Annotated in this window: 26 protein-coding genes, 1 tRNA gene and 3 pseudogenes; 19 read left to right on the top strand and 11 right to left on the bottom strand. The window is 69.4% G+C overall.

The features are described 5' to 3' along the window. From AWC19_RS03055 to AWC19_RS03045, 3 genes and pseudogenes are all read right to left on the bottom strand, one after another. A pseudogene (locus AWC19_RS03055) lies at nucleotides 1-98 on the bottom strand (WXG100 family type VII secretion target); the annotation flags it as partial. A gap of 61 nt (nucleotides 99-159) precedes the next feature. Next, nucleotides 160-1,356, bottom strand: coding sequence for a PPE family protein (locus AWC19_RS03050; RefSeq protein WP_085076627.1), 1,197 nt, complete (start codon nucleotides 1,354-1,356; stop codon nucleotides 160-162). A gap of 55 nt (nucleotides 1,357-1,411) precedes the next feature. Continuing rightward, nucleotides 1,412-2,248, bottom strand: coding sequence for a PPE family protein, SVP subgroup (locus AWC19_RS03045; RefSeq protein ID WP_085076626.1), 837 nt, complete (start codon nucleotides 2,246-2,248; stop codon nucleotides 1,412-1,414). A 356-nt stretch (nucleotides 2,249-2,604) separates the two neighbouring features. Here AWC19_RS03045 and AWC19_RS03040 point away from each other — a divergent pair. Both AWC19_RS03040 and AWC19_RS31080 read left to right on the top strand, forming a co-directional pair. After that, a tRNA-Leu gene (locus tag AWC19_RS03040) sits at nucleotides 2,605-2,678 on the top strand. 109 nt (nucleotides 2,679-2,787) lie between these two features. Further along, a pseudogene (locus tag AWC19_RS31080) lies at nucleotides 2,788-2,958 on the top strand (enoyl-CoA hydratase/isomerase family protein); the annotation flags it as partial. Nucleotides 2,959-2,996: 38 nt separating this feature from the next. On the opposite strand, the gene AWC19_RS30280 reads toward AWC19_RS31080, so the two are convergent. Then, complete coding sequence (locus AWC19_RS30280) at nucleotides 2,997-3,143, bottom strand: hypothetical protein (protein ID WP_245848672.1); 147 nt, start codon at nucleotides 3,141-3,143, stop codon at nucleotides 2,997-2,999. Between AWC19_RS30280 and AWC19_RS30275 the strand changes: the two genes are divergently transcribed. From AWC19_RS30275 to AWC19_RS02985, 11 genes are all read left to right on the top strand, one after another. Beyond that, a complete protein-coding gene (locus tag AWC19_RS30275) occupies nucleotides 3,136-3,399 on the top strand; it encodes a Clp protease/crotonase-like domain-containing protein (RefSeq protein WP_245848670.1) in 264 nt (87 codons plus the stop codon). The two genes, AWC19_RS30280 and AWC19_RS30275, sit on opposite strands and share 8 nt — an antisense overlap. 163 nt (nucleotides 3,400-3,562) lie before the next feature. Beyond that, complete coding sequence (locus AWC19_RS03030) at nucleotides 3,563-4,780, top strand: class I SAM-dependent methyltransferase (RefSeq protein WP_085076625.1); 1,218 nt, start codon at nucleotides 3,563-3,565, stop codon at nucleotides 4,778-4,780. 116 nt (nucleotides 4,781-4,896) lie between these two features. Beyond that, complete coding sequence (locus AWC19_RS03025) at nucleotides 4,897-5,679, top strand: hypothetical protein (protein WP_085076624.1); 783 nt, start codon at nucleotides 4,897-4,899, stop codon at nucleotides 5,677-5,679. A 118-nt stretch (nucleotides 5,680-5,797) separates the two neighbouring features. Then, complete coding sequence (locus AWC19_RS03020; protein ID WP_085076623.1) at nucleotides 5,798-6,553, top strand: dienelactone hydrolase family protein; 756 nt, start codon at nucleotides 5,798-5,800, stop codon at nucleotides 6,551-6,553. Nucleotides 6,554-6,565: 12 nt separating this feature from the next. Continuing rightward, on the top strand, nucleotides 6,566-6,841 hold the full coding sequence (locus AWC19_RS03015) for a DUF6295 family protein (protein WP_085076629.1): 276 nt from the start codon (nucleotides 6,566-6,568) through the stop codon (nucleotides 6,839-6,841). Beyond that, nucleotides 6,838-7,608, top strand: coding sequence for a DUF427 domain-containing protein (locus AWC19_RS03010; RefSeq protein WP_085076622.1), 771 nt, complete (start codon nucleotides 6,838-6,840; stop codon nucleotides 7,606-7,608). The genes AWC19_RS03015 and AWC19_RS03010 overlap by 4 nt, the downstream gene beginning before the upstream one ends. Nucleotides 7,609-8,053: 445 nt before the next feature. Beyond that, nucleotides 8,054-9,097, top strand: coding sequence for a YncE family protein (locus AWC19_RS03005; RefSeq protein WP_142280932.1), 1,044 nt, complete (start codon nucleotides 8,054-8,056; stop codon nucleotides 9,095-9,097). Nucleotides 9,098-9,229: 132 nt separating this feature from the next. Next, the gene (locus tag AWC19_RS03000; protein WP_085076620.1) at nucleotides 9,230-10,858 is read left to right on the top strand and encodes a long-chain fatty acid--CoA ligase; all 1,629 of its coding nucleotides are present in this window, start codon (nucleotides 9,230-9,232) and stop codon (nucleotides 10,856-10,858) included. Between the two features lie 45 nt (nucleotides 10,859-10,903). Further along, nucleotides 10,904-11,377, top strand: a complete 474-nt coding sequence (locus tag AWC19_RS02995; protein ID WP_142280931.1) for an SRPBCC family protein — start codon at nucleotides 10,904-10,906, stop codon at nucleotides 11,375-11,377. 31 nt (nucleotides 11,378-11,408) lie between these two features. Next, nucleotides 11,409-12,272, top strand: a complete 864-nt coding sequence (locus tag AWC19_RS02990) for a class II glutamine amidotransferase (protein WP_085076618.1) — start codon at nucleotides 11,409-11,411, stop codon at nucleotides 12,270-12,272. Next, entirely contained in the window at nucleotides 12,269-13,147 is an 879-nt protein-coding gene (locus AWC19_RS02985; protein WP_085076617.1) for a patatin-like phospholipase family protein, read from the top strand. Before AWC19_RS02990 ends, AWC19_RS02985 begins: the two co-directional genes overlap by 4 nt. Nucleotides 13,148-13,154: 7 nt before the next feature. On the opposite strand, the gene AWC19_RS02980 is transcribed toward AWC19_RS02985, so the two are convergent. Further along, complete coding sequence (locus tag AWC19_RS02980) at nucleotides 13,155-14,201, bottom strand: patatin-like phospholipase family protein (RefSeq protein WP_245848667.1); 1,047 nt, start codon at nucleotides 14,199-14,201, stop codon at nucleotides 13,155-13,157. Nucleotides 14,202-14,269: 68 nt separating this feature from the next. After that, nucleotides 14,270-14,716, bottom strand: a complete 447-nt coding sequence (gene lpqV / locus AWC19_RS02975) for a lipoprotein LpqV (RefSeq protein WP_211284828.1) — start codon at nucleotides 14,714-14,716, stop codon at nucleotides 14,270-14,272. A gap of 112 nt (nucleotides 14,717-14,828) precedes the next feature. Between lpqV and AWC19_RS02970 the strand changes: the two genes are divergently transcribed. Together AWC19_RS02970 and AWC19_RS02965 are read left to right on the top strand one after the other, a co-directional pair. Next, nucleotides 14,829-15,431: a cysteine dioxygenase gene (locus tag AWC19_RS02970; protein WP_085076615.1), complete on the top strand. Its 603-nt coding sequence runs from the start codon at nucleotides 14,829-14,831 to the stop codon at nucleotides 15,429-15,431. Next, on the top strand, nucleotides 15,431-15,871 hold the full coding sequence (locus AWC19_RS02965) for a rhodanese-like domain-containing protein (protein ID WP_085076614.1): 441 nt from the start codon (nucleotides 15,431-15,433) through the stop codon (nucleotides 15,869-15,871). The genes AWC19_RS02970 and AWC19_RS02965 overlap by 1 nt, the downstream gene beginning before the upstream one ends. Here the strand turns inward: AWC19_RS02965 and AWC19_RS02960 are convergent, their stop codons facing one another. Genes AWC19_RS02960 through AWC19_RS02950 form a run of 3 tightly spaced genes read right to left on the bottom strand, consistent with a single transcriptional unit; the run spans nucleotide 15,872 to nucleotide 19,493 of the window. Further along, on the bottom strand, nucleotides 15,872-17,623 hold the full coding sequence (locus tag AWC19_RS02960) for an alpha/beta hydrolase (protein WP_085076613.1): 1,752 nt from the start codon (nucleotides 17,621-17,623) through the stop codon (nucleotides 15,872-15,874). A gap of 9 nt (nucleotides 17,624-17,632) precedes the next feature. Continuing rightward, the gene (locus tag AWC19_RS02955; protein WP_085076612.1) at nucleotides 17,633-18,424 is read right to left on the bottom strand and encodes an enoyl-CoA hydratase; all 792 of its coding nucleotides are present in this window, start codon (nucleotides 18,422-18,424) and stop codon (nucleotides 17,633-17,635) included. A gap of 13 nt (nucleotides 18,425-18,437) precedes the next feature. After that, complete coding sequence (locus AWC19_RS02950) at nucleotides 18,438-19,493, bottom strand: enoyl-CoA hydratase/isomerase family protein (RefSeq protein ID WP_085076611.1); 1,056 nt, start codon at nucleotides 19,491-19,493, stop codon at nucleotides 18,438-18,440. Nucleotides 19,494-19,710: 217 nt separating this feature from the next. Here AWC19_RS02950 and AWC19_RS02945 point away from each other — a divergent pair, with 217 nt between their 5' ends. After that, the gene (locus AWC19_RS02945) at nucleotides 19,711-20,550 is read left to right on the top strand and encodes a Bax inhibitor-1/YccA family protein (RefSeq protein WP_085076610.1); all 840 of its coding nucleotides are present in this window, start codon (nucleotides 19,711-19,713) and stop codon (nucleotides 20,548-20,550) included. A gap of 250 nt (nucleotides 20,551-20,800) precedes the next feature. Here the strand turns inward: AWC19_RS02945 and AWC19_RS02940 are convergent, their stop codons facing one another. Both AWC19_RS02940 and AWC19_RS02935 read right to left on the bottom strand, forming a co-directional pair. Next, nucleotides 20,801-22,018 (bottom strand): acetyl-CoA C-acetyltransferase, encoded by a 1,218-nt coding sequence (locus AWC19_RS02940; protein ID WP_085076609.1) that lies wholly within the window; start codon nucleotides 22,016-22,018, stop codon nucleotides 20,801-20,803. 136 nt (nucleotides 22,019-22,154) lie between these two features. After that, entirely contained in the window at nucleotides 22,155-23,093 is a 939-nt protein-coding gene (locus tag AWC19_RS02935) for an SGNH/GDSL hydrolase family protein (protein ID WP_169718071.1), read from the bottom strand. Between the two features lie 243 nt (nucleotides 23,094-23,336). Here AWC19_RS02935 and AWC19_RS02930 point away from each other — a divergent pair, with 243 nt between their 5' ends. The 3 genes and pseudogenes from AWC19_RS02930 to AWC19_RS31365 all read left to right on the top strand — a co-directional run. Further along, on the top strand, nucleotides 23,337-24,404 hold the full coding sequence (locus AWC19_RS02930) for an alpha/beta hydrolase (protein WP_085076607.1): 1,068 nt from the start codon (nucleotides 23,337-23,339) through the stop codon (nucleotides 24,402-24,404). A gap of 61 nt (nucleotides 24,405-24,465) precedes the next feature. Then, complete coding sequence (locus AWC19_RS02925) at nucleotides 24,466-25,872, top strand: cystathionine beta-synthase (protein WP_085076606.1); 1,407 nt, start codon at nucleotides 24,466-24,468, stop codon at nucleotides 25,870-25,872. Between the two features lie 77 nt (nucleotides 25,873-25,949). Next, nucleotides 25,950-26,126 (top strand): annotated as a pseudogene (locus AWC19_RS31365) (RDD family protein); the annotation flags it as partial.

Raw genomic sequence — 26,126 nt, 5'->3', positions numbered from 1 at the left:
ATCTTGCGCGCCTCGTCCTCAACAGTCTGAGCGTGGACCTCAAAACGGCCCGCCATCGCCCGCATCTCGTGCGGGTCAGTCATGAAACGTGTTGCCATGTCGCCTTTCTCCTTGTCTTTGGAAAACGTTCAGTTGTCGAAGTTCTTTTCGTCGCCCGGGTCAGACGACAACCTGCTTGGGCATCACGGTGGGCTTGAAGCCGTAGCGCGGGCCGGCGCCGTAGGCGCCGGCGCCCTTGGCCGCGGCCGCCATGCCGGGCATGCCGGGCATCGCCGCGATCGGCTCTTCGGAGGCGACGGTCCAGCCCGAGCCCTCCAGCGGAGCCGTCGACGAGGCCAGCGTCGCGGGGGCGGCCGAAGCCCAGCCGGCCGGCACCGAGAGCCCACCGACCGCCGACGCCTCGCCGAGAGCGGCGGACGCGCCGCCGCCCATCACGCTGTTGGCCAGGGCGCCTTCACCGATCACCGCTCCGCCGGCCAGTGGTGCGACGTCGCTGGCGGCGGCGGCCGGCGCGGCGGCGGCGAGCGTGTGCCCAAGGGACACCGCGTTGGGGATGGCGGCCATGACGAACCACGCCGCGGTGTTGACGGCCCCATTGATGCCGTTGAACAACATCGGGGTGCCGAGCAGGCCGTCGAGGCTGTTCTCGAGGCTCGTCAAGCCCAGGTCGTCAATCACAGTTTGAATGCCTTGGCCGATGTACCCGCCGCTGAGCAGCGAGCCCAGGTTGTTGAGGATCCCCTGCACGCCTGACGCCGCGGGTGAGGCCGCGGCGTTCGCGAACGCCGCGGACACGGCGCCGCCCTGCGTGGCCGCCGCGGCCGGGCTGGCGGTCGGCGCGGCCGGCGTCAACGGCTGCAGGGCGCCGGCAGCCGCCGAGGCGGCCGCATAGGTGTACATCGCGATGGCGTCCTGGACCCACATCTCGGCATACTGCGCCTCGGTGGCCATGATCGCCGGGGTGTTGATGCCCAGGAAGTTCGTGGCCACCAACGCCGCCAGCAGCGCCCGGTTGGCGGCGATCACCGGCGGCGGCACCGTCGCCGTGAACGCCGCCTCGTAGGCGGCCGCCGAGGCTGCGGCCTGCGCACCCGCCTGCTCGGCGGCCGCGGCCGTGGTGGTCAGCCAGCTGATGTAGGGCTCTGCGGCGGCGGCGGCCGCGGCAGAGCCCGCACCCGTCCACTGCTCGCCGGTCAGGGTCCCGACGATCGACTGCCAGGAGGTCGCCGTGGTGCTCAGCTCGGCGGCCAGGTTGTTCCAGGCCGTCGAGGCCGCCATCAGGGGTCCCGACCCGGCACCGGTGTACATGAGGGCGGAGTTGATCTCGGGCGGCAATCCTGCGAAATCCAAAACCATTTGGGTGTCCGTTCTTTTGTCCGAATTTTTGGTGGGTGCGGGTGACGGGCGGCGCTCAGACGGCCGTCGGCTTGGGCATGACGATGGGCTTGACGCCGTAACGCGGCGCACCGAAGCCGGCGCTGTTGCGCGCGACCGCGCCGACTCCCGGCAGGCCGGGAATAACCGTTCCGGGGCCGGCCTGCGGCGCCGCGGCCGTCCAGCCGACCGTTTCGACCGCGGTGGCGGAGCTGGCCGCCGGGGTGACGCCGCCGGCCCAGCTCGGGGGGACCGACAGCTTGCCGACCATGGTGGCCTGGCCCAGGCCGCCGACGGGCATCGCACCCGCCACGCCCACGCCGCCGGCGGGGGTCGTCACGCTCACCGCGTCCGCCGCGCCCGCCGCGGCGGCGGCGTCACCGGTGTCGCTGGCGGCCGCGGGCAGCAGCCCGCCGCCGGTCATGCCGAGCAGGTTCGACGCGGCGGAGGCCCAGTTTCCGCCACCGATGTTGAACACGTTGGCGAGGTTGCCGGAAAGGCTGGTGACTTCGCCGTTGGTGCTTCCCAGGGGGCCACCGAACAGCGAGCTCAACTGGCTGATGAAGTTGTCGACGGGGGTCGCCGCCGCCACGTTGGCGGCCTCGGTCTGGCTGTAGGTTCCGGAGCTCAACCCGAGCGTGCTGACGAACTGCTGCTGAATCGCCTGCGCTTCGGCGGCGATCTGCTGGTATATGGTGCCGTAGGTCGAGAAGATCGCCGCCTGCAGCGTCGAGACCTGATCGGCGGCGGCGGGAGCAATCGCGGTCGTCGGTGCCGCGGCGCCGGCGTTCTGTGCCGTCAGCGAATTGCCGATGCCTTCCAGCTGCGCCGCCGCGGCTAGCAACTCTTCAGGAATTGTTGTCAGAAATGACATCTACTGCTCCTAGGGTTGGGAACAAGTCGGCCCCCACGGGGTGGGTCGACGGCTGTGTGTTGGCGTAACGGCTCCTGTGCGTCGGCGTAAGGTTAGCGAGCCATGACTCCACATTCCCGACGGAAAAGGCTAGGGTGACGGCCGTTTACGGCTTCTTAACGCTTGCGCGGGCAGTTTTAACAGGGTCCTGTCGGGTGACATAGCGTTGTCATCTGAGACCGGCCGGCAAAGCGCCGCACAGGGCGAGAGGGGCGTATCTTAGGCCAAACGCCCGCAAGGCACATCTTCGGTTTTTCACCGATGCGGGGTGGGTGGCGGCGCCCCGGAGCAACGCTTCGCGCTACATTCGCCGCCGGGCCCCCATAGCCCAATTGGCAGAGGCAGCGGACTTAAAATCCGCACAGTGTCGGTTCGAGTCCGACTGGGGGCACGGACAGAAGGTCTGCGGCATCGGTCATCTCGGCTAAAACTCGTCGTGCCCCGCTGGCCGGCGCGCGATATGCCGATAAAAGAGATCAAAAACGAAAGCCGCCGGGAGGATCGCCCGCATCACCCTCGTGCGGCCGGGCGCGAAGAATGCGGTCACTCCCGAAATGCACGAGGAACTATGCCGCCTCTGGACCGAATTCGCCACCAATGATGACGTCGACGTCGCGATCTTGACCGGCGTGGGCGACGCATTCTGCGCGGGCGCAGACCTTGCGACGTATGTGCCCCTCAACTACGTCGACGCCGGGCGATCTTCGGTTCATTCGAAGCGCGTCGCGGCTTCCATCACGGCGACGGCGGGATCACCCGCCTGGTCAACACGTGCGGCGTGGGGGTGGCCATGCAGATGGTGCTGACCGCTGAGCCGATCGATGCGCAGCGAGCGCTCCAGTGCAACGGTGACCAAAGTCGTTCCCCACAAACAGCTTTTGGAACAGGCCGAAATGCTGGCCCATCAAATCCTGCGCAACTCTCGGTGCGCGGTCAGGTCGGCGAAGGAAACCATCCTCGAGGTGATCGGTAAGCCGCTTGACGATCAACTGCGTGTCGAGGGATGGAACTGCTACACCTGCGTCGACCCAGCCGAGGCGCGGCAGTTGCTGAGCCGGTTCTTCAACAAGACAGACAGCGGTCGAGCGGGAACACGTTCGAGCGGGCTGTGAGGTCGACCGTCGCCGGAGAGCGGCGACGCTCGAGCGCCGAGCACCGGTATCACGCCTCCCGTCGACGCGGGATTTGTCCTGGCCCGCCCGACAACCCGTCGGCGCAGTAAGTTGGTCGCGATCGCCACCCGATCCCGCCGCCCGCGAAGGAGTCAGCGCCGAAGTGACCGACGATCCGCGCGTTGACGGCGTCTCCCGCCAATACGACCGGTGGCAGTATCCGCCGCCGGTGACCGACTTGGCGGCCTGGACCACAAACCACTGGGACTGGTTCGATCCCTACTGGGCGCATCGGCTCTATTGGCCGAACCGCGAATACCGGCCCGATCTCGACATCTTGATCGCGGGTTGCGGCACCTACCAGGCGGCGGTCTACGCCTTCATGAACCGCGGGGCGAAGGTGGTGGCGATCGACGTCAGCCGTTCGGCGCTGGACCACCAGCAGTACCTCAAAGACAAGCACGGACTGGGCAACCTCGAGCTGCATCTGCTGCCGATCGAAGAGGTGGCCGCGCTCGGTGCCGACTTCGACCTCATCGTCTCCAGCGGCGTTCTGCACCACCTCGCCGATCCCTTGACCGGGCTGCGGGCGCTGGGCGGGTGCCTGCGCACCGACGGCGCGATGGGCATCATGCTCTACGCGAAGTACGGTCGCATCGGCGTCGAAATACTCGAGTCGGTGTTCCGCGACCTCGGCCTCTCGCAGGACGAAGCCTCCGTCCAGCTGGTCAAGGACGCCCTCGGCGTGCTACCGGGCGACCACCCGGTCCAGAGCTATCTGAAGGTCGCCCGGGATCTGCTGTCCGACGGCGCGCTGGTCGACACGTTCTTGCACAGCCGGCAGCGCAGCTACACCGTCGACGAGTGCCTGGACCTGGTCAGCGCGGCCGGGCTGGTGTTCCAGGGGTGGTTTCACAAAACGCCGTACTACCCGCAAGACCTTTTCGGGCCGGCGGGCCCGTTCCAGTCGCTCGTGAACCAGCTGCCAGAACCCGAACTGTGGTCGGTGATGGAACGCCTGCACACCGCGAACGCCACCCATTTCTTCATCGCGTGCCGCCCCGACCGTCCGAAACACCACTACACAATCGACTTTTCGACCGACGAATCGCTGGACTACATTCCGCTGACGCGCACGGCGTGCCTGCTGTCCGGCGACGAGATCTTCCTGCCGGGCGCGAAGCTGAGGCTCAGCCCCGCCCAACTCGCCTTCGTCCAGCACGTCGACGGCCGCACCACGATCCGGGAGATCGTCGAGCGGGTGGCGCAGCGCGGCGACACCGGCCGGGAAATCAGAGACGGCCTGGAAGCGTTCGCGCGCAACCTGTTTCGGTCGTTATGGCGCATCGACTTTCTGGCGATGGCGCTCAGCCAATCGTGAAGCGGAAGGCGACCGTCAAACCGCTCGCCGAAGACGCGCCCGACCCGGGCGGTGACCTCGACTGAGCGACGCCTCGGGTCCGCCCCGCAAACACCCCACCCATACACTGACCCCCCGTGGGCATGCTTTTCGGCTTCGCGCCGTGGATCGCTTATTGGGCACTGGTCGGCAACGTCCCTTTCGGCGTTGCCGCGCTGATCGCGCTGGCGGCGGCCGTTGCCGCCCTGACCCTCGGCGGGGGCGCCGGCAAATCGTCAAACCCGCTCCAAATCGGTTCGGTCGCAACGTTTTTGGTGCTTGCGGTGCTGACGTATGCCCTTGGTGACGCGTTTAGCCGGCGGTGGTTACTGCCGCTGAGCAACGCCGCCATCCTGCTGGTCGTGGTCGTCAGCGTGCTGATCGGCAAGCCCTTCGTGCGGCAGTTCGCGGCGGCGGAACAGCCCGACGACGTGGTCAAGACCGACCTGTTCGCCAAGATGGTCGCGGCGCTGACCTGGGTGTGGATCGCGGCGTTGGCCGCGACGACGGTGTCGTCGGCGATCCCTCCGATCGCGGACGCCAACGCGACCGTCCTCGACACCCGCACGCCGTTGTCCTACGTCGGCTACTGGGCCGTTCCGTTGTCGGTGTTCACCCTGGCGGCGCTGGTGTCGCCGTTGCTGTCCCAACGGATGCTGGCCGGGATCGACGACGTCACCCGCGAGACGTCGTTTGTCGCCTACGACGAAGCCACCATCGACGAGCTGTACTACCTCGCCCAGGAGCACGCCAACCGCGAGGTCGGCCCGGGCAAGGAGGCCTACAACGTCAAGGTCGGCGGGATGGGCACGCCGCTGACCGGGGACGAGTCCCGCAAATCGTGGCCCTCTACCTACAAAGTGCGCGAGAAGCGGCGCTAGACGCGCACCGGTCGGCTCAGCGCCCGACCTGTGGCCCGCTCCGCCCGGCCGCGATTCGGCTAGGTTGGTTCCGGCGGCATGCCCCCCGCATTCGGTTGAGGCCTAACGAGGAGCAGCGATGAACGCGCCCAGCCCAGACGCCATCCGCGCGGAGACGATCACCATCACCGGCCACGGCGGCGACGAGATCGAGGCCTACCGGGCCATGCCGCTCGCCGACGGGTCGCGCGGCGGCATCGTGTGGATCCACCACATGCCCGGCTACGACCGGGAAACCAAGGAGTTCGTCCGTCGCCTGGCCGACACCGGCTACCACGTCGTGGCACCGAACCTGTACTCCCGCGAGGCCCCCGGCGCCGCGCCCGACGACGCCGCCGCGGCGGCCCGCGCCGCCGGTGGGGTGCCCGACGAGCGGCTGGTGGGCGACGTCGCGGGCGCGGTGGAGCACCTGCGCGCGCTGCCGGGAGCCAACGGGAAATTCGGCGTCATCGGGCACTGCTCGGGCGGGCGGCACGCGTACCTTTCGGCGTGCTCGCTGCCGTTCGACGCCGCGGTGGACTGCTACGGCGCATTCGTCGTCGAGGACCCGCCCGAGGGGCTGCCCAAGGTGATGCAGCCGATCCTGCACCTGGCGGCCAACCTGAGTTGCCCGCTGCTGGGCCTGTTCGGGCTCGACGACAAGTTCCCCGCGCCGCCCGCGGTGGCCACCCTGGACGCCGAACTGACCAAGCTGGGCAAGCCGCACGAGTTTCATTCCTACGAGGGCGCGGGCCACTCGTTCTTCTCCGTCGACCGGCCGGCGTACCGGCCCGAGGCCGCGGTGGACGGCTGGCGCCGCATCGACGAGTTCTTCGCGACCCATCTGAAAGGCTAAGTGGTCCAAGCGATGTGCACTTATCTGACCGAACACGTGGCGATCGACGGCAGCGGCAAGGGCGCGACGGGATGGTTCGGCGCCGACCGGGCGACGGTGTACGTCGACCACCCCGTGCACGCACTGTACGGCCACACCGTCAACATCGACGTGATCAATCCCAAGCTCGGCCCGGCGGCGCGGGTCGCCCTCGAGCTCACCGAGGAGAGCGCCCTGGCGCTGGCCGACGCCATCCGCAGGGCGATCTCCCACGCGCCGGCCGGCCTGGCCTCCAAGGACCAGCCATGACCGGCGAACTCGACTACCCCCGGATGGCGGCCGCCCGCGGGCGCATCGAGGCCGCGCCGCGGCGGGTCCGCGGCTACCTCGGCCACGAGCTGGTCTTCGACACCACCGCGGCCCGCTACGTGTGGGAAGTCCCTTATTACCCGGCCTATTACGTGCCGCTGGCCGATGTTCGCACCGAGTTCCTGCGCGACGAGAACCACCCGCAAAAGGTGCAGTTCGGCCCGTCCCGGCTGCATTCACTGGTCGGCGCCGGCCGGATCCACCAATCCGCCGCCCGCGTATTCGACGCCGACGGTGCCGGCCCGTTGGCCGGCACCGTGCGATTCGAGTGGGACGCGTTGCGGTGGTTCGAGGAGGACGAGCCGATCTACGGCCACCCGCGCAACCCGTATACGCGGGTCGACGCGCTGCGCTCGCACCGGCGGGTGCGCGTCGAGCTCGACGGAATCCTGTTGGCCGACAGCGGCTCTCCCGTCCTGCTTTTCGAAACGGGCTTGCCCACAAGGTATTACATCGACCCCACCGGCATCGCTTTCGAGCACCTCGAACCCAGTTCGACGCAGACGCTGTGCCCGTACAAGGGGGTGACGTCGGGCTACTGGTCGGTCCGGACCGGCGCGGGCCTGCATCCGGATCTGGCGTGGACGTATCACTACCCGCTGCCGGCGGTCGGCCAAATAGCCGGTCTGGTGGCTTTTTACAACGAGAAGGTCGACATCAGCGTCGACGGTGTGGCGGTGCCGCGGCCGCGGACCCAGTTCAGCTGACCGGCACTTTCGCCGCGGCGGGGCCGGGGGCCGTCGCCGTGGGCGAGATCTTTCGTCGGGCGCGCCCGGCGCGCCGCAGCAATGTGAGATTCACCTCGTGGCACGGAATTTAAAATTCTCTTATTTTCCGCGCTCAACGGTCGTCGTCTTCGAAAGTTAGCCGCAGAACCTGGCTTTCGTGGTGGCGGGGGCGTTCGCGCTTCGCCAACCGGCGGTCACCTGCGAGTTCGATAACGGAATTCTAAGCGCCGCCTGAGTCGTCGCTGTGACACGGTCAACAGCAGTCACACTGAAATATCTTGCGCCGGAATTTCGTCGGTAAAGTTTGTCGAAAGCAGTCACCTAAAGGGTGCTGAAGTGCGGTTTATCCCTGGTCGCCGGTGTCGCAGCGCGAACGCCGCTGCGCCCGCGGACGGCCACGAACACAGCGAAGGCGGTGCGCAGCATGCGCGACCTGAACCACCGGACCCGCGAGGGCCGGCCCATCGAGTTGGGCGCGGCGCCGGGCTTTCCGATCGTCGCCGAGATCGCGGTGCGCAACGGCCCGATCAGCGGCATCGCCGCCACCGCGGACGGCACCCGGCTGGTCGTCACCAACCACGGGCGCGACAGCGTGTCGGTCATCGACACCGACAGCTGCCGGGTCGTCGAGACGGTGGGCGGCCTCGGCGAGCCCTTCGCGGTGGTCACGGCCAGCGCCGATTGCACCCGTGCCTACGTCAGCACCGTGTCGCCGGCCTATGACTCGATCGCGGCCATCGACCTGATGACCTACGCGGTCGTCGCAACGCACCCCTTGGCGTTCAGCGTGAGCGACCTCGCCGTCAGCCCCGACGGGCGCTACGTCTACGCCAGCCGCAACCGGGCCGCCGGCGCCGACGTCGCGGTGCTGGACTTCAAGACCGGCCGGGCGGAGGCGATCGAGCTGCCGCTTCGTCCGGCAAGCACCAGCGAATGCGTGCGTTTGAGCGCCGACGGAACCCGTCTTTACGTCGCCACCACCAGCCCGGCCGGCGGGCAGCTCGTCGTGGTCGGCAAAAGCGCGGACCGGTGGGAGGTCGCCGGCGCCGTCGATATCGGTCTGCCGATCCGCGACGTCGCGCTCAGCCCCGACGGCGCGCAGGCCTATGTGGCCAGTTGCGGCCCGGACTGGGGCGCGGTGATCGACGTCGTCGACACCCGCACCGCCACGGTCGCCGGTACGTACAAGATCGGCGAGCCCAGCGGCATCCTCACCGGGTTGACGCTCAGCCGCGACGGCGACCGCGCCTACGTGGTCAGCGACGACAGCGTCACGGTGCTGTGCACGCTCACCAACGATGTCGTCGGCACGCTCGGGGTGGCCAACGAGCCGTCCTGCGTGCTGGAAAGCCCGAACGCGAAATATCTCTACCTCGCCGACTATTCCGGCAGGCTCACGGTGGCGCCGGTGGCCTCCATCGTCGCGCTGGGCACCGGGGCCTCGGCGCGCACGCCCGAGCTGGTGTAGCCCAACGGGCGCCGACCCGAGTAAATCGCGCATTGTCGGGGCAACCCGTTTCTCGCAGCCGCCCCGCGGCGATAGCATTCGCCCGACCGCACCAGGCGGCTCCGCGCCGAAACCCGAAAAGGCGGTACCTCGATGGACAGCACGATGCAGGACTTCCCGTTGACCATCACCGCGATCATGCGGCACGGCTGCGGGGTCCACGGAGCCCGCACGGTCACCACCGCCACCGGGGACGGTTACCGAACCACCACCTATCGCGAGCTGGGCCAGCAGGCCGCCCAGCTGGCAAATGCGCTGCGCCGCCTGGGCGTTACCGGAGACCAGCGGGTCGCGACGTTCATGTGGAACAACACCGAACATTTGGCGACGTACCTGGCGGTGCCGTCGATGGGCGCCGTCCTGCACACCCTCAACATCCGGCTGTTCCCCGAGCAGATCGCCTACATCGCCAACGAGGCCGAAGACCAGGTCGTGTTGGTCGACGCGTCGCTGGCCAAACTGCTCGGACCCGTGCTGGGCAACCTCGAGACCGTGCACACGGTGATCGTGGTCGGCGACGCGGATCCGGCGCCGCTGGCCGAATCGGGCAAGACGGTGCTGCGGTATGCCGACGCGATCGCCGACGAGCCGACCGAATTCGACTGGCCGCGCATCGACGAGAACGCCGCGGCCGCGATGTGTTACACCAGCGGCACCACCGGCAATCCCAAAGGCGTTGTCTACAGCCACCGTTCGAGCTTCCTGCACACCATGGGGGCGTGCACCGCCAACGGCATCGGGGTCAGCGCCGTCGACAGCGTGCTGCCGATCGTGCCGATGTTTCACGCCAACGCCTGGGGCCTGCCGTACGCGGCGCTGATGGCGGGCGCCGACCTGGTGCTGCCCGACTGCCACCTCGACGCCCGATCGCTGATCGGCATGGTCGAAACCAGGCGGCCCACCGTCGCGGGTGCGGTGCCCACCATCTGGAACGACGTGCTGCACCGCCTGGAGGACGACCCCGACCACGACATGTCGTCGCTGCGGCTGGTGGTGTGCGGCGGGTCGGCGGTCCCGGTGTCGTTGATGCGCGCCTTCGAGGAAAAGCACGGCGTGCAGATCCGCCAGCTGTGGGGGATGACGGAGACATCGCCGATGGCCACCATGGCGTGGCCGCCGCCGGGCACCCCGGACGACCAGCACTGGGCGTTCCGCGCCACCCAGGGCCAACCGGTGTGCGGGGTGGAGATGCGGATCGTCGACGACGACGGCCGGGTGCTGCCCAACGACGGCAACGCCGTGGGGGAGGTAGAGGTCCGCGGCCCGTGGATCGCCGGCGGCTACTACCTGGGGCGCGACGAAGCGAAATTCGACTCCGGCTGGCTGCGCACCGGTGACGTCGGCCGCATCGACGACCGGGGCTATGTCACGCTGACCGACCGGGCAAAGGACGTGATCAAATCCGGCGGCGAGTGGATCTCGTCGGTCGAGCTGGAGAACTGCCTCATCGCCCACCCCCAGGTCCTCGAGGCCGCGGTGGTCGGGGTGCCCGACGAGCGCTGGCAGGAGCGACCGCTGGCGGTCGTCGTTGCCAAGCACTCCTCGGTGAGCGCCGAGGAACTGCGAAAATTCCTGGCGGACAAGGTCGCTCGGTGGTGGCTGCCCGAGCGGTGGACCTTCGTCGAGGAAATCCCCCGCACCAGCGTGGGCAAGTACGACAAGAAGGCCATGCGCGCGCGTTACGCCGAGCGAGGTTACTGGGTGATCGAGGCCCGCGACTGACGGGCGCCGGCTGCGGCGCTGGCTAGAATGAAAGGTGTTGTGCCGGTGACACGTTCGCTCGTCGTCGACGAATCGCGGGTGGTGCCGGTGCCCGCGGAGCTGGCCTTCCACCGCACGCTGCCCGCGCCGCTGCCGGAGATTTTCAAGCGCTGGCACGGCCCGTTCCCCCCGATCAAGGCGGTGTCGCAGCAGACCGGCGCCTGGGACGCCGCCGGCCAGACGCGCACCGTGCACATGGTTGGCGGCGGCAGCGTGCGCGAAGAACTGACCAGCGTCGACCCGCCGCGTTCCTTCGGCTACCGGCTTGGCGACGTCAAGGGCCCGATGGCGCTGCTGGTCGATCACGTTGTGGGCGAATGGATCTTCGAACCGGTGCCGGGCGGGACCCGGGTCACGTGGCGCTGGGACATCCACGCCAAGTCGCGGGTGAGCGGGTTGGCGCTCCCGCTGTTCGGCCGGCTGTGGAAGGGATACGCCCGCCAGGTGCTCGAGGACCTCTCGGCGACGCTGACGGCCTGACCGCGCCGCCGGTTTCGGTACCGTCGAGGCCATGTGCCGACTATTTGGCTTGCACGCCGGGACCGACGTTTGCACCGCGACGTTTTGGCTGCTGAACGCCCCGGACAGCCTGGCAAAGCAAAGCCGCAAGAATCCCGACGGCACGGGCTTGGGCCTGTTCGACCGGCAGGGCCGCCCGCAGGTGCACAAGGAGCCGATCGCGGCGTGGCAGGACACCCAGTTCGCCACCGAGGCGCACGAGCTGACCGGCACCACGTTCGTCGCCCACGTCCGCTACGCGACGACGGGCGCGCTCGACGTCCGCAACACCCACCCGTTTCTGCAGGACGGCCGGATCTTCGCGCACAACGGCGTGGTCGAGGGGCTGGACGTCGTCGACGACCGGCTGCGCGAGCTCGGCACCGCGGACCTGGTGCTGGGCCAGACCGATTCCGAGCGGGTGTTCGCCCTGATCACCGGTTCGATCCGGGCCCGGGGCGGCGACGAGACGGCCGGCGTCGTCGACGCCGTGGGGTGGCTCGCGGCCAACGCACCCATTTACGCCGTCAACATCCTGCTGAGCACGGCCACCGACATGTGGGCGTTGCGTTACCCGCAGTCCCACGAGCTGTATCTGCTGAACCGCCGCCGCGGCCACGGCGCCGATTTCGACTTGCGCACCCACCGGATTCGCGCCCGGTCGGAGCATCTGTGCGCCCGCTCGTCGGTGGTGTTCGCCAGCGAACCGATGGACGACGACCCCCGCTGGTCGTTGCTCGAGCCCGGAGAGCTGGTGCACGTCGGCGCCGGGCTGGACATCACCCGACGCATCGTATTGCCCGACCCGCCAACGCATCTGGTGCGCCCAGAGGACCTGAACCTCCCGGCGCGACAGGCCCAGCAGGGGAGCCGGTGACGGACACGGCGACCGCACGGGCGTTGGTGCTGGCCGGCGGCGGGATCGCCGGAATCGCTTGGGAGACAGGTGTTCTGCGTGGCATCGCCGATGTGCAGCCCAAAGCCGCACGGCTGCTGTTGGATTCGGACGTGCTGGTGGGCACCTCGGCGGGTTCGGCCGTCGCCGCGCAGATCGGCAGCGGCACCACGCTCGACGCGCTGTTCGACCGGCAGGTCGCCGAGTCGTCGGCCGAAATCGATTCCGGCGTCGACGTCGACGACATCACCGAGCTCTTCCTGATTGCCCTCGCCGAGCCCTACGACCCCACGCGGGAAAAAACCCGCCAGCAGATGCAGCGCATCGGTGCGGTGGCGGTGGCGACCCGCACCGTGCCCGAGGCGGTGCGACGCGCGGTGATCGCCCAGCGCCTGCCGTCGCACGAGTGGCCGCAGCGGCCACTGCGCATCACCGCGATCGACGTTGCCACAGGGGAATTGGTCGTCTTCGATCGCGACTCGGGCGTCGGGCTCGTCGACGCGGTGGCGGCCAGCTGCGCGGTGCCAGGCGCGTGGCCGCCGGTGACGATCGGCGAACGGCGCTACATGGACGGCGGGGTCGCCAGCTCGGTCAACCTCGGCGTGGCCGGCGACTGCGGCGCGGCGGTGGTGCTGGTGCCCTCGGGCCCCGACGCGCCGTCGCCGTTCGGCGCCGGCCCGGCGGCCGAGGTCGCGGCGTTCCGCGGCGCGACCGTGGCGGTCTTCGCCGACGACGACTCCCTGGCGGCCTTCGGGGCCAACCCGCTGGACCCGCGCTGCCGCGTCGCCTCGGCGCTGGCGGGGCGCGACCAGGGCCGCCGCGAAGCCCGGGCCGTCGCCGACTTCCTCGGCGTCTGACCCCGACTCACCCCTGGGCGCGGTCGGTGTCCTCCGACGCGGCCTCGAGGCGGTCCAGCGCTTGGTCCGCCAGCGCGCGGCCCACGCCGATCACCTCCACCGCCCGGTGAAAATCCAGGCCCCGGCAGGTCGAACGGGGCACCTCGATCAGCACGTCGGGCGGGTAGGCCGCCAGCGTGTGGCGCGCCAGCGCCGCCTGGGCGATGTCGATCGTCCGGTTCATCACCTCGAAGCCGCCCAGCTTCGGGACCGCCGGTCCGGCGTCGGGGGCGTCGCCGCCGGGCGGCTCCGTTTCCGGGTCCTCCGACCAGGTGTCGGCCCCGAACCGGCTCAGCACCGCCCGCGCGGTCGGCCGGTCGAGCAGCGACCGCGCCGCGGCGGTGTCCAGCAGCGCGGACGTGCTGCGCACCATGCGGTTCAACCACTCGGCGGTGACGCCCGGTTCGGCGTTGCGGCGTTCGATGGCCTCGCTGCCGGACAGGCTCACCGCGATGGTGAGGTCGGCGTTGACCGCGGCGATCGGGGCCATCGGCAGCGGATCCAGGATGCCGCCGTCGGCGAGCAGGCGGCCGTCGATCGCGTGCGGCGCGATCACGCCGGGGATCGCGATCGACGCCCGGATGGCCTCGTCGACGGGGCCGCGCTGAAACCACACCGACTTGCCCGCCAGCAGGTCGGTGGCCACCGCGGTGTAGGGGACGGGCAGCTGCTCGATGGTGACCGGTCCGAGGATGTCGCGCACCGCTTCGATGATCTTTTCGGCCCGCAGCACCCCGGCCGCGCTGATCGAGGGGTCCAGCAGCCGCAGGATGGTGCGCTGCGTGAGCGACTTGGCCCAGTCGGCGTACTCGTCGAGGCGCCCGGCCGCCTGCAACCCGCCGACCAGGGCGCCCATCGACGAGCCGGCGATGCCGACGATTTCGTAGCCGCGCGCCCGCAGCGCCTCGATCACGCCGATGTGGGCGTAACCGCGGGCGCCGCCGCTGCCGAGCGCCAGCGCCACCCGGGTCGGTGAGGATCGGCGGGCGGGCGCTCCGCCAGGGTCGCCGGGCACCCGTTCATTTTGCGGCGCCAGGAACCGTCAGCGCGCCCGGGGGCACGTTTTGGTACGCGTGATCGCAATTACCCGCATTCGTCGCCGGCGGCCGCCCGCGCGGCGGTGAGCACCGCGGCCTGCCGGGCCAGCGTCAGGTCCGACCACCGGGTGTTCCAGGTGCCGGCGGTGCCCGTCGGGGACGCCTGGATCATCGCCAGATACGGCTCCAGCAGCGACTCCCCAGCCGGCCTGGGCTGCGCGTCCATCCACACCTTGGCCGCGTGACAGGCCTGGAAATACTCCTCTTCGGTGGAATCGGCGGGCACGTCGATCCGCGTCGTGACGCCGGCGGGCGAGAGCCCGACGGCGCTCGGCGGCGCCCCGACGGGCCGGGCCGAGGAAGGCGTCGACGACGGCGTGGGCTTGCCATGGGGCGCGCCGTGCGAGCAAGCCGCGGCCGCCGACAACGCCGTCAAACCGATTGCCAGGACGAGGGGGCCCCACCACGGGGGGCGGTGACGGCGGCGGCGCACGATCTCAATCTATGCAACACTGACGCCCGTGATGGAGCGCTTCGGATTCTGCGAGTGTTGTCGGCCCTAACGCGCCGCCGCTCGTCCCGTCCGTTCACCCTGGAGCTCCCCGATGTCCGTTCTTGTTGCGCCGTCTGTTTTCGGTGCGTTGCCGGCCGCGCGGCGCCCGCCGACGGCCTCGTCGCCGTCCCCGGGGCCCACCCGGCTGCGGGTGCCCGACCTGCTGCACGCCACCGACCGAGCCGCCGACCAGGTGCTCAGCGGGCGCTGCGACCACCTGCTGCCCAAGGGCGGAATCCCCGAGGCGCAGCGCTGGTTCACCCGCATCCACGGTGACGAGGAGCTCGACGTCTGGCTGATCAGCTGGGTCCCCGGTCACCACACCGAACTGCACGACCACGGCGGGTCCCTGGGGGCGCTGACCGTGCTGTCCGGCTCGCTTAACGAATTCCGTTGGGATGGAAAGGGATTGCGCCGACGTCGGTTGGACGCGGGCGACCAGGCCGGGTTCCCGCTGGGCTGGGTGCACGACGTGGTGTGGGCGCCCAGACCCGTTCCCGAACCGGTGGGCACCTATCTCGGGCCGGTCCAGCCGACGCTGAGCGTGCACGCCTACTCCCCGCCGCTGACCGTGATGTCCTACTACGAGGTGACCGACCGCAACAGGTTGCGCCGCCAGCGCACCGAACTGACCGACCAACCGGAAGGACCCTGATGAGCCGCATCGACGTCGTCCTGAGATCGGCCCGGCGCCGGTTCCGCCGTTTGCCCGCCGCCGAGGTGCCCGACGCGCTGCGGCGCGGGGCGGTGCTCGTCGACATCCGGCCGCAGGCCCAGCGAGTCCGCGAGGGGGAACTGCCCGGTGCGCTGGTGATCGAGCGCAACGTGCTGGAGTGGCGCTGCGACCCGACCAGCGACGCCCGGCTGCCGGAGGCCACCGGCGACGACGTCGAGTGGGTGATCGTGTGCTCGGAGGGTTACACGTCGAGCCTCGCCGTGGCCGCGCTGCTGGACATCGGCCTGCACAACGCCACCGACGTCATCGGCGGCTATCACGCGCTGGCGGGCGCCGGCGTGCTCGACCAGCTGACCGGCGGCTCGGCTGGAGCGCGATTGCTGGCCGACACCGGCGCGGCCCCGCGGCGCTGGCTCTAGCTATCCCATCGATCCGCCGGAGCCGCTGATGATGGCGTCGGCGTGCAACAGCGGCCGCAGCCTGGCGGTCTTGTCCGGCGTCCACCCCGGCGGGGAGAGCACCGCCGCCCATCCGTCGGCGACGTCGGCGACGTAGTGGTGGCCGTGCCCGTCGGGCACGTCCACGGCGACCGCCATGTCGGCCGAGACCTGCAGGAACGTCACCACCGGGATCCACCGGGTCTGGGGTAGCACGTCGTAGCCGCGTTTTTCGCTCAGCCAGTCCGGCTTGGCGAACAACAGGTCGGGGGTCCACCAGGCAATCGGATCCGACGCGTGCTGCAGGTACACCACCCGCGGGTGATCCCATGGATCGTTGGGGCGCCCGAGATTGTCCGCGCGGGCGACGAATCGAACGTTCTTGCCGTCGTTGTAGATCGGCAACCATTCGGGGGAACCGGCGTCGCGGGTCGAGGTCAGGTCGGTCCAGATGGTGTTGTTGAACGTCGGCCCGCTGAACAACGCGCCGTCGGTGCGCGCCAGGATGTTGTTCAGGCTCATGAACGGCGCCTCGGCGCCGAACGACCCCAGGCTCTCGCCGAACACGACCAGCTTGGGGCGCTGCGCCTCGGGCATCTGGCGGACCAGCCGGTCGACGGCCTCGAACAACGCCTGGCCGGCGTGCCGGGCGTTCTCCTTGTCCACCAAAAACGACAGCCAACTGGGCAGGAACGAGTACTGCATGCTGACGATCGCGGTGTTGCCGTTGTACATGTATTCGAGCGCGTCGGCTTCGGCCTCGTTGATCCAGCCGGTGCCGGTGGTCGTCGCGACCGCGACGACCGCGCGCCGCAGGCCGCCGGTGCGCTGCAGCTCGCGCGCCGCGAGTTCGGCGGTCGCGGTGATTCCCGCGGCGGAGTTCAACCCGGCGTAGGCCCGGATCGGCACCGTGGCCGGGGCGCCGTTGAACGCCGTCAGCTGATCGACCTTCGGACCCCCTTCGACGAAGATGCGGCCTTGGTGCCCAAGGGATTCCCAGGAGACCAGCGACCCCGGCCCGCCCGACCGCAGCGGAGTCTTGGGAGGCGCGATACCCGGGCTTATCTCGTCGTTGACCGAGGCGAAGGTGTTGTTCATGGTGCGCATCGCGGACTTGAGCACGACGCCGTTGAGCACGGTGATCGTCAGCACCGCCAGCGCGATCACGACGATGGTCGCCGACAGCCGAAACGGCGCGATGCGGTCCACCTGGCCCACGAGAAACCTGACCAGCCAACGGATGAACTGGCCGATTTCGACGAGCGCGAACAGCACCACGATGGACAGCCCCGCGGCGACCGGGTAGTCGTACCACTTTAGGTGCTGGACACCCATCAGGTCGCGGACGTTGTCCTGCCACACGTGAAACCAGATCGCCATCAGGACCATGCCGACCGCGCCGACGAAGATCAGCACCAGCCATGCCCAGCGCGGCGCCGCCGGGCTGGAAGCCTTGCTCCACAGGTACCGGTACAGCCAGACGGCGAAGACGCCCACCCCGTAGCCGATCGCGCCGGAGATTCCGCTGACCAATCCTTGGAACACCGCGCCGCGTGGCAGCAGTGACGGCGTCAACGAAAACCAAATGAAGACAAGGCCAATCGCGGTGCCCATGAAGGTGTAGTGGCGCGCCCACCACGGTCTGCCCGCGCGCCTGGCCCGAGCGGGGGGTTCGGCGACCTCCGGAGCGGCCTGCTGTTCTCGGGCGGTGGTGGCGGCGCCCGGCTCGCTCATCGCAGCGTCCTACCGATGGGTGAAGTTGGGGGTCCGCTTTTCGATGAACGCCGCCATGCCCTCGGACTGGTCCTCGGTCGCCAACGTCGAATGGAACAGCCGCCGTTCGTAGAGCAGCCCTTCGGACAGGGTCGATTCGAACGCGCGGTTGACGGCCTCCTTGGCCATCCGCGACGCCGGGCGCGACATCTGAGAAATGGTGGTGGCGACGGCCTTGGCCTCGGCGAGCAGGTCGTCGGCGGGCACCACGCGCGAAACCAGGCCGCTGCGTTCGGCTTCGACGGCGTCGATGGTGCGCCCGGTCAGGATCAGGTCCATGGCCTTGGCCTTGCCGATGGCACGGGTCAGCCGCTGCGAGCCGCCCATGCCCGGCAGCACGCCGAGCTTGATCTCGGGCTGGCCGAACTTCGCCGAGTCCGCCGCGATCAGCAGGTCGCACATCATCGCGAGCTCGCAGCCGCCGCCGAGGGCGTAGCCGGCCACCGCGGCAATCGTCGGAGTGCGCACCGCGGCCAATTTGCCCCAGGCGCCGAAGAAGTCGGCGTCGAACGCGTCGGCGAACGTCAATTGCGACATCTCCTTGATGTCGGCCCCGGCGGCGAACGCCTTGCCCGAGCCGGTGATGATGATCGCGCCGATACCCGGGTCGTTGTCGAATTCCGTTGCCGCGCCAGTGACTTCGTTCATCACCTGGCTGTTGAGCGCGTTGAGCGCCTGCGGCCGGTTCAGGGTGATGATCCCGACGCGGTCCTCGCGCTCGACGAGGATGGTCTCGTAGCTCGTGGATGTGGCCTCTGCCATTCGAACCGCCTTTCTAGAAACGAAGGTCGTCGTCGACCGGCTCGAAATACGCCTCGACGTCGGCCGCGGTGATTTCGGCCAGCGTCGCCGGCGACCACTTCGGATTGCGATCTTTGTCGATGATCTGCGCCCGGATGCCCTCGACCAAATCGTGCGAGCGCGCCGCCGCGCTCGAGACCCGATAGTCCTGCACCAAAACGTCTTCCAGGGTGTCCAGCTTGGCGGCGCGGCGCACCGCCTCCAACGCCACCGACACCGCGATCGGGGAGCGGCCGGCGATCAGGTCGGCGGCGTCGTTGGCCGGCCCGGCGTCTGCACCTTTGCGGCCGCGCAGCCTGGCCAGGATGTCTTCGACCGTGTCGCCGGAGAAGCACTCGTCGATCCAATCCCGTTGCGCTTCCAGCTGGCTCGGCGGCGGCTCGACGGCATGGGCGACCAGCGCGCCGTCCACGCCGTCGTCGACGATCGCCTTGGAGAACGCGTCGAGCTCGCGGTGCGGCACGTAGTGGTCGGCGAATCCCATTGCGATGGCGTCGGATCCGGAAAACGGGGCGCCGGTCAGCGCGGCGTGCAGCCCCAGCCCGCCCGGCGCCCGCGACAGCAGGTACGCGCCACCCACGTCGGGGACGAACCCGATACCCACCTCGGGCATCGCGACCTTCGAGGTCTCGGTCACCACCCGGACGCTGCCATGCGCGCTGACGCCGACACCCCCGCCCATCACGATGCCGTCCATCAGCGACACGTAAGGCTTGGAAAACCGGCCGATCTGCGCGTTGAGCAAATACTCGTCACGCCAAAACCGCCGCACCTCCACGCCGTCCTTGCGGGCGCTGTGATACACCGCCACCACGTCGCCCCCCGCGCACAACCCGCGCTCGCCGGCGCCCGACAGCACCACCGCGCGCACCGCGTCGTCGTTCTCCCAGCGGGTCAGCACCGCGCTCAGCGCGTCGACCATCGACTGGTTCAGCGAGTTGATCGCCTTGGGGCGGTTGAGCGTGATCAGGCCGACGCCACCGTCAACTCTGGTCAGGATCTCATCGGACTCGCCGAATTCCCCGCTCACGCCCTAGCCTCCCATCGCCGGCCCCGCCCCGACCAGCAATCTAGATCGTCGGTAGTGGGGCCGATATGGCCGGGTAAGGGTTATGTTTAAGCCGACGACAACATCCCAAGACGGAAACCCAGAAACCTGCAGCTCCGCTGGGAACCCGCGCGGGCCGCTGATCGTTGAGCAGATGTTCGCACAGCTCGAACCCACAGTCATAAGAGAGGATCCGACGGTGCGGGAGACAAGTAATCCGGTATTTCGTTCACTGCCCAGGCAGAGTGGCGGATACGCACAATTCGGCACTGGCGCGGCCCCGATGGCCGGCTACCAGGCCGACCCCTACTTCGCTCCTTACCAGGAGACCCGGGCGACCCGGCCGCTGACCATCGACGACGTCGTCACCAAGACCGGCATCACACTCGGCGTGCTGACCGCGGCGGCGATCGTCTCGTACTTCCTCGTCGCCTCGAACCTTGCGCTGGCCATGCCGCTGACGCTCATCGGCGCCCTCGGCGGCCTGGGCCTGGTGCTCGTGGCGACGTTCGGCCGCAAGCAGGACAGCCCGCCGCTGGTGCTCAGCTACGCCGCGCTCGAGGGCCTGTTCCTGGGTGCCGTGTCGTTCGTCTTCGCCAACTTCACGGTGTCCTCGGCCAACGCCGGCGCGCTGATCGGCGAGGCCGTGCTGGGCACGTTCGGCGTGTTCTTCGGCATGCTCGTCGTGTACCGCACCGGGGCCATCCGGGTCACCCCCAAATTCACCCGGATGGTGGTCGCCGCGCTGTTCGGCGTGCTGGCCCTGATGCTCGGCAACTTCGTGCTGGCGCTGTTCGGCGTCGGCGGCGGCACCGGCCTGGGCCTGCGCAGCGGCGGACCGCTGGCCATCATCTTCTCGCTGGTCGTCATCGCGATCGCGGCGTTCAGCTTCCTGATCGACTTCGACGCGGCCGACCAGATGATCCGCGCCGGGGCGCCCGACAAGGCCGCGTGGGGCATCGCCCTGGGCCTGACCGTCACCCTGGTCTGGCTCTACCTGGAGATCCTGCGTCTGCTCAGTTACCTGCAAAACGACTAGCGCACGCTGACCGAGAAAAACCGGCACGCCCAGCGGCGTGCCGGTTTTTCATGTGGTTGGCGGTTTTGCGTGCGTAGCAATGGCTTTGCGTGTGTAGCCATGGCGTTGAGTGTGCAGTCACGGCTTTGCATGTGTAGCCATGGCGGGGTAGCCCGGCGTGTCGGCGCCGAGGCTTCACACTGAAAGCCCAGGCTTCACACTCGGCGCCCAGGCTTCACACTCACAGCCCGGGACTTCGACGAGAACGCACCTAGCTGAGCCGCTCGATCACCATCGCCATGCCCTGGCCGCCGCCGACGCACATCGTCTCGAGGCCGAGCGTCTTGTCGTGGGTCTGCAGGTTGTTGATCAGCGTGGTCGCGATGCGGGCGCCCGTCATGCCGAACGGGTGGCCCAGGGCGATCGCCCCGCCCGAGACGTTCAGCTTGTCCTCGTCCATGCCCAGCTCGCGGGCCGAGCCCAGCACCTGCACCGCGAACGCCTCGTTGATCTCGTAGAGGTCGATGTCCTTGATCGACATGCCGGCCCGCGCCAGCGCCTTCTTCGACGCCTCGATCGGGCCCAGGCCCATGATCTCCGGCGACAGACCGCTCACCCCGGTGGACACGATGCGGGCCAGCGGCGTCAGCCCCAGCTCCTTGGCCTTGGTGTCGCTGGTGATCACCAGCGCCGCGGCGCCGTCGTTGAGCGGACACGCGTTGCCCGCGGTCACCGTCCCGTTGGGCCGGAACACCGGCTTGAGCTCGGACACCTTCTCGTACGTCGTGCCCGGGCGGGGCCCGTCGTCGGCGCTGACCGTGGTGCCGTCGGGCAGCGTCACCGGGGTGATCTCGCGCTCGAAGAACCCGTTCTTGATGGCCTCCTCGGCCCGGTTCTGGCTGCGCACCCCCCAGCGGTCCTGCTCCTCGCGGCTGATGCCGGTCAAAATTGCGACGTTCTCGGCGGTCTGGCCCATGGCGATGTAGACGTCGGGCAGCTTGCCGTCGGCGCGGGGGTCGTGCCACTCGTCGGCGCCCGCTGCGGCGGCGGCCGAGCGCTCCTGGGCCTCGTCGAACAGCGGGTTCTTGGTGTCCGGCCACGAGTCGGAGTTGCCCTTGCCGAAGCGGGACACGGTCTCCACGCCGGCGGAGATGAACGCGTCGCCCTCGCCGGCCTTGATCGCGTGGAAGGCCATCCGGCTGGTCTGCAGCGACGACGAGCAGTACCGGTTGACCGTGGTGCCCGGCAGGAAGTCGTAGCCGAGCTCGACGGCGACGACGCGGGCCATGTTGAAACCGGACTCGCCGCCGGGCAGCCCGCAGCCCAGGATCAGGTCGTCGATCTGGTGCGGGTTCAGCGCCGGCACCTTGTCGAGGGCGGCGCGCACCATCTGGGCCGCCAGGTCGTCGGGCCGCATGCTGACCAGCGACCCCTTCATGGCGCGGCCGATCGGCGACCGAACGGCGGAGACGATGACGGCTTCTGGCATGGCTGCTTCCTTCCGGTCCTTCCGGTTCCCGTCGGCGGCTGATGCGGGCTCGCTCCGGATGGGCGGCTGCGATACGGCGGACGGTTTGCCCACCCCGACGGGCTAGGACAAATCTAGTCGCCGCCGACCGGCGCGGTCACGCAGACGGGGCGGGTATCGCGCTCATCGGGCGTCGCCACAGCCGCCACACGATGCCGAGCGGCGTCTGGCTCTGGCCCGGCGGCGCGCTGGAGGGTGCCGGCACGGTGGGCGCGGCGGGGTCGGTCTCGCCGAGCGCGTCGCACAGCGTGAGCAGCAGAGCGTCGGCGGCCAGCGCATAGGCGGTGGCCGAGGGGTGGTACCCGTCGGCCGAGAACATCACGTCCGGCGTGGCGCGGAACTGCGGCGCCAGCAGCTGCGCCATGGGGACCGGCACCCCGCCGGCCGCCCGGACCGCCGAGGTCTGGGCGCGGGCCAGCTGCGAGGTCCGCGCGTGCGCCAGCGAGCGCAGCGGCTGGGGGATGGCGGGGATTACGCCCAGGTCGGGGCACGTGCCCACGACCACCACCGCCCCGCGCGAGCGCAGCTTGCGCACGGCCAGGCCCAGCCGCTGCGCGGACTGGCTGATGCCGTTGAGGGCGGTGACGTCGTTGGCGCCGATCATGATCACGGCCGCGTCCGGCGGCGGTCCCGCCACGAACATCGCATCGACCTGGCCCAGCACCCCCTTGGACGTGGCGCCGACGATGGCCTTGGTGCTCAGCCGGACGACTTTGCCGGTGCGCTCGGCCAGTCCGCGCGCGATCAGCACACCCGGCACCTCTTCGGCGCTCGCGCAGCCGTAACCGGTGGCGGTCGAGTCCCCGAAGATCATCAGGTGCAGGTCGACGTCCATGCCCCGCTGCCACCGCTGCACCGGGCCGCCGCCGGGGGAGTAGACGCCGTCCGCGCGCGGGGGAATGTCCCACGCCTTGGGAATGACGGTGCGCGTGTGGGCCGCCTGGCCGACCAGCAGATTGCGCGCGCCCAGGTAGGCCGTACCTGTCGAGGCGAGCGCGCCCGCCGTGGCCAGGGCGATAGTCGAACGACGTGGCACCCGGATGGTCACGTCGTCAAGTTTAGTTCGGCTTGAGGGTTTGCGCGGCAGGCTTTTCGACAAAGTAATCACGTTGTGAATCAAATGTGGTATCGAATCAGATTCTTCAAATGTTGCACTCAGGAAGAGCTGTCAAGCTAAGTTCATGGGGTTGGCTGAACGCCCCGGCGATCGGGCTGAACCGGACGCTGAGCTGCCTCGTCACATGCTGTTCGCACTACGACGGCGTAGGAAGTGTTGAGCATGACCGCACCCAGCAAGGTATCCGGTTCGCCCCGGAATGCCATTCGGCCATATGAGGTCCTCAAAGCACGTAGAGTTGAAGCACGCAGATTTGCGATCAGCGACGGCGCACCGGTCGAGGTCCTCGAGTCCGGGCCCAGCGTCGCTGCGCGAGTAGCTAACCTGGCGTCACGACTGACGATCCGGCCGGTTCTGGCGGTCGGCAGCTACGTTCCCACCCTGCCCTGGCCCTGGGGCCTCATCGACGCCGCCGCGAAGGTGTTGCTCCCGGTTACGGCCACCGTCCGCGAGACCGTGAGCCTGCCCAATGCGTCTGCGCAGCTGGTACGCGCGCCCGGCGTATTACCCGCCGACGGCACCCGCCGCGTCGTCGTGTACTTGCACGGCGGCGCTTTTTTAACGTGTGGAGCAAACTCGCACGGCCGGCTGGTCGAGGCGCTGTCGAAGTTTGCTGACGCGCCGGTGTTCGTGGTGAATTACCGGCTGCTGCCCAAGCATTCCGTCGGCATGGCGCTCGACGACTGCCGCGACGGCTACCGCTGGTTGCGCGAGCGGGGATACCCGCCGGACCAGATCGTGCTCGCCGGCGACTCCGCGGGCGGGTACCTGGCGCTCGCGTTGGCGCAACTTCTGCAGGAGGAGGGCGAGGAGCCGGCCGCGCTGGTGGCTATCTCGCCGCTGCTTCAGCTAGCAAAGGAATGCAAGCAAGCCCATCCCAACATCAAGTCCGACGCGATGTTCCCCGCGAAGGCGTTCGACGCGCTCGTGGCGCTGGTTGCTAGCGCCGCCGAGAAGAACATCGTCGACGGCAAACCCGAACAGATCTACGAGCCTTTGGAACACATCAAGGCCGGGCTGCCGCGCACGCTGATCCACGTCTCCGGCTCCGAGGTGCTGCTGCATGACGCGCAGCTGGCGGCGAGCAGGCTGGCGGCCGTGGGCGTGCCCGCCGAGGTGCGGGTGTGGCCCGGCCAGGTCCACGACTTCCAGCTGGCGGCTCCGCTGGTTCCCGAGGCGATGCGTTCGCTGCGCCAGATCGGCGAATACATCCGCGAGGCCACCGGCTAGCCCCGCCGCGGTCCGGCGGCGCCGGTGTGCACCTCCCGAAACCGCCTGAGACGATGAACGCATGCGGATCGCGCAGCACATCAGTGAGCTCATCGGCGGCACGCCGCTGGTCCGGTTGAACTCCGTCGTCCCCGAGGGCGCCGGGACCGTGGCGGCCAAGGTCGAATACCTCAACCCCGGCGGCAGCGCCAAGGACCGGATCGCGGCGAAGATGATCGACGCCGCCGAGGCCAGCGGCGAGCTCAAGCCGGGCGGCACCATCGTTGAACCCACGTCGGGCAACACCGGCGTCGGCCTGGCGCTGGTCGCCCAGCACCGCGGGTACAAGTGCGTGTTCGTCTGCCCGGACAAGGTCAGCGAGGACAAGCGCAACGTGCTGCTGGCCTACGGCGCCGAGGTCGTCGTGTGCCCGACGGCCGTGCCGCCCGACCACCCGGACAGCTACTACAGCGTCTCCAACCGACTGGTGGCGGAGATCGACGGCGCCTGGAAGCCCGACCAGTACGCCAACCCGCAGGGACCCGCCAGCCACTACGCCACCACGGGGCCCGAGATCTGGGCCGACACCGACGGCAAGGTCACCCATTTCGTCGCCGGCATCGGCACCGGCGGGACGATCACCGGCGCCGGTCGTTACCTCAAGGAGGTGTCCGGCGGTGCGGTCCGGGTCATCGGCGTCGACCCCGAAGGCTCGGTGTATTCGGGCGGCAGCGGGCGGCCCTACCTCGTCGAGGGCGTCGGTGAGGACTTCTGGCCCAAGGCCTACGACCCGACGGTGCCCGACGAGATCATCGCGGTGTCGGACTCCGACTCGTTCGACATGACGCGGCGGCTGGCCCGCGAGGAGGCGATGCTGGTCGGCGGGTCCTGCGGGATGGCGGTGGTGGCCGCGCTGAAGGTCGCCGAAAGCGCCGGCCTCGACGCGCTGGTGGTGGTGCTGCTGCCCGACGGCGGCCGGGGCTACATGTCGAAAATTTTCAACGACGCCTGGATGTCGTCCTACGGCTTTTTGCGCGCCCGGCTCGACGGGTCGACCGAGGAATACCGCGTCGGCGACGTGCTGCGCCGCAAATCCGGCGCCCTGCCGGACCTGGTGCACACCCACCCGTCGGAGACGGTGCGCGACGCCATCGGGATCCTGCGCGAATACGGGGTGTCCCAGATGCCGGTGGTCGGCGCCGAGCCGCCGGTGATGGCCGGCGAGGTGGCCGGCAGCGTGTCCGAACGCGAACTCCTCTCGGCCGTCTTCGAGGGCAGGGCCAAGCTGGCCGACGCCGTCGCCCAGCACATGGGCCCGCCGCTGCCGATGATCGGCGCCGGCGAGCTGGTCAGCGCGGCGGGCAAGGCGCTGCGCGACTGGGACGCGCTGATGGTGGTCGAGGAAGGCAAGCCGGTCGGGGTGATCACCCGCTACGACCTGCTGGGCTTCCTGTCCGAGCCGCCCCGCGGGCCGGCGGTCCGGCGCTGATCGAGGCTGTGACGCAGGTCTCGGCCCTCAGGTACTGTAATGCGGCCTAGTCAGCTCACCGCAGCGGAAGGTTGCCCATGACCGATCAGCCGTCCCCCGGAGAATCCGCCCTGCCACCGACGCCGTCACCCGACTCGCCCGGTGGGCCGCAGCCATCCGCCGGCCAGCAGGCCCCGCCCGCGTCGTCGGCGCCCGGCGGCTCTTACCCGCCGCCGCCCCCGCCGGGCCCGGCGGGGGAGACGGCGGGCGGGTTC

The organism is Mycobacterium palustre (assembly GCF_002101785.1).
Taxonomy (GTDB): domain Bacteria; phylum Actinomycetota; class Actinomycetes; order Mycobacteriales; family Mycobacteriaceae; genus Mycobacterium; species Mycobacterium palustre.
The sequence above is the reverse complement of the archived record's forward strand: the minus strand, read 5'-3'. Positions and strand labels throughout refer to the sequence as shown.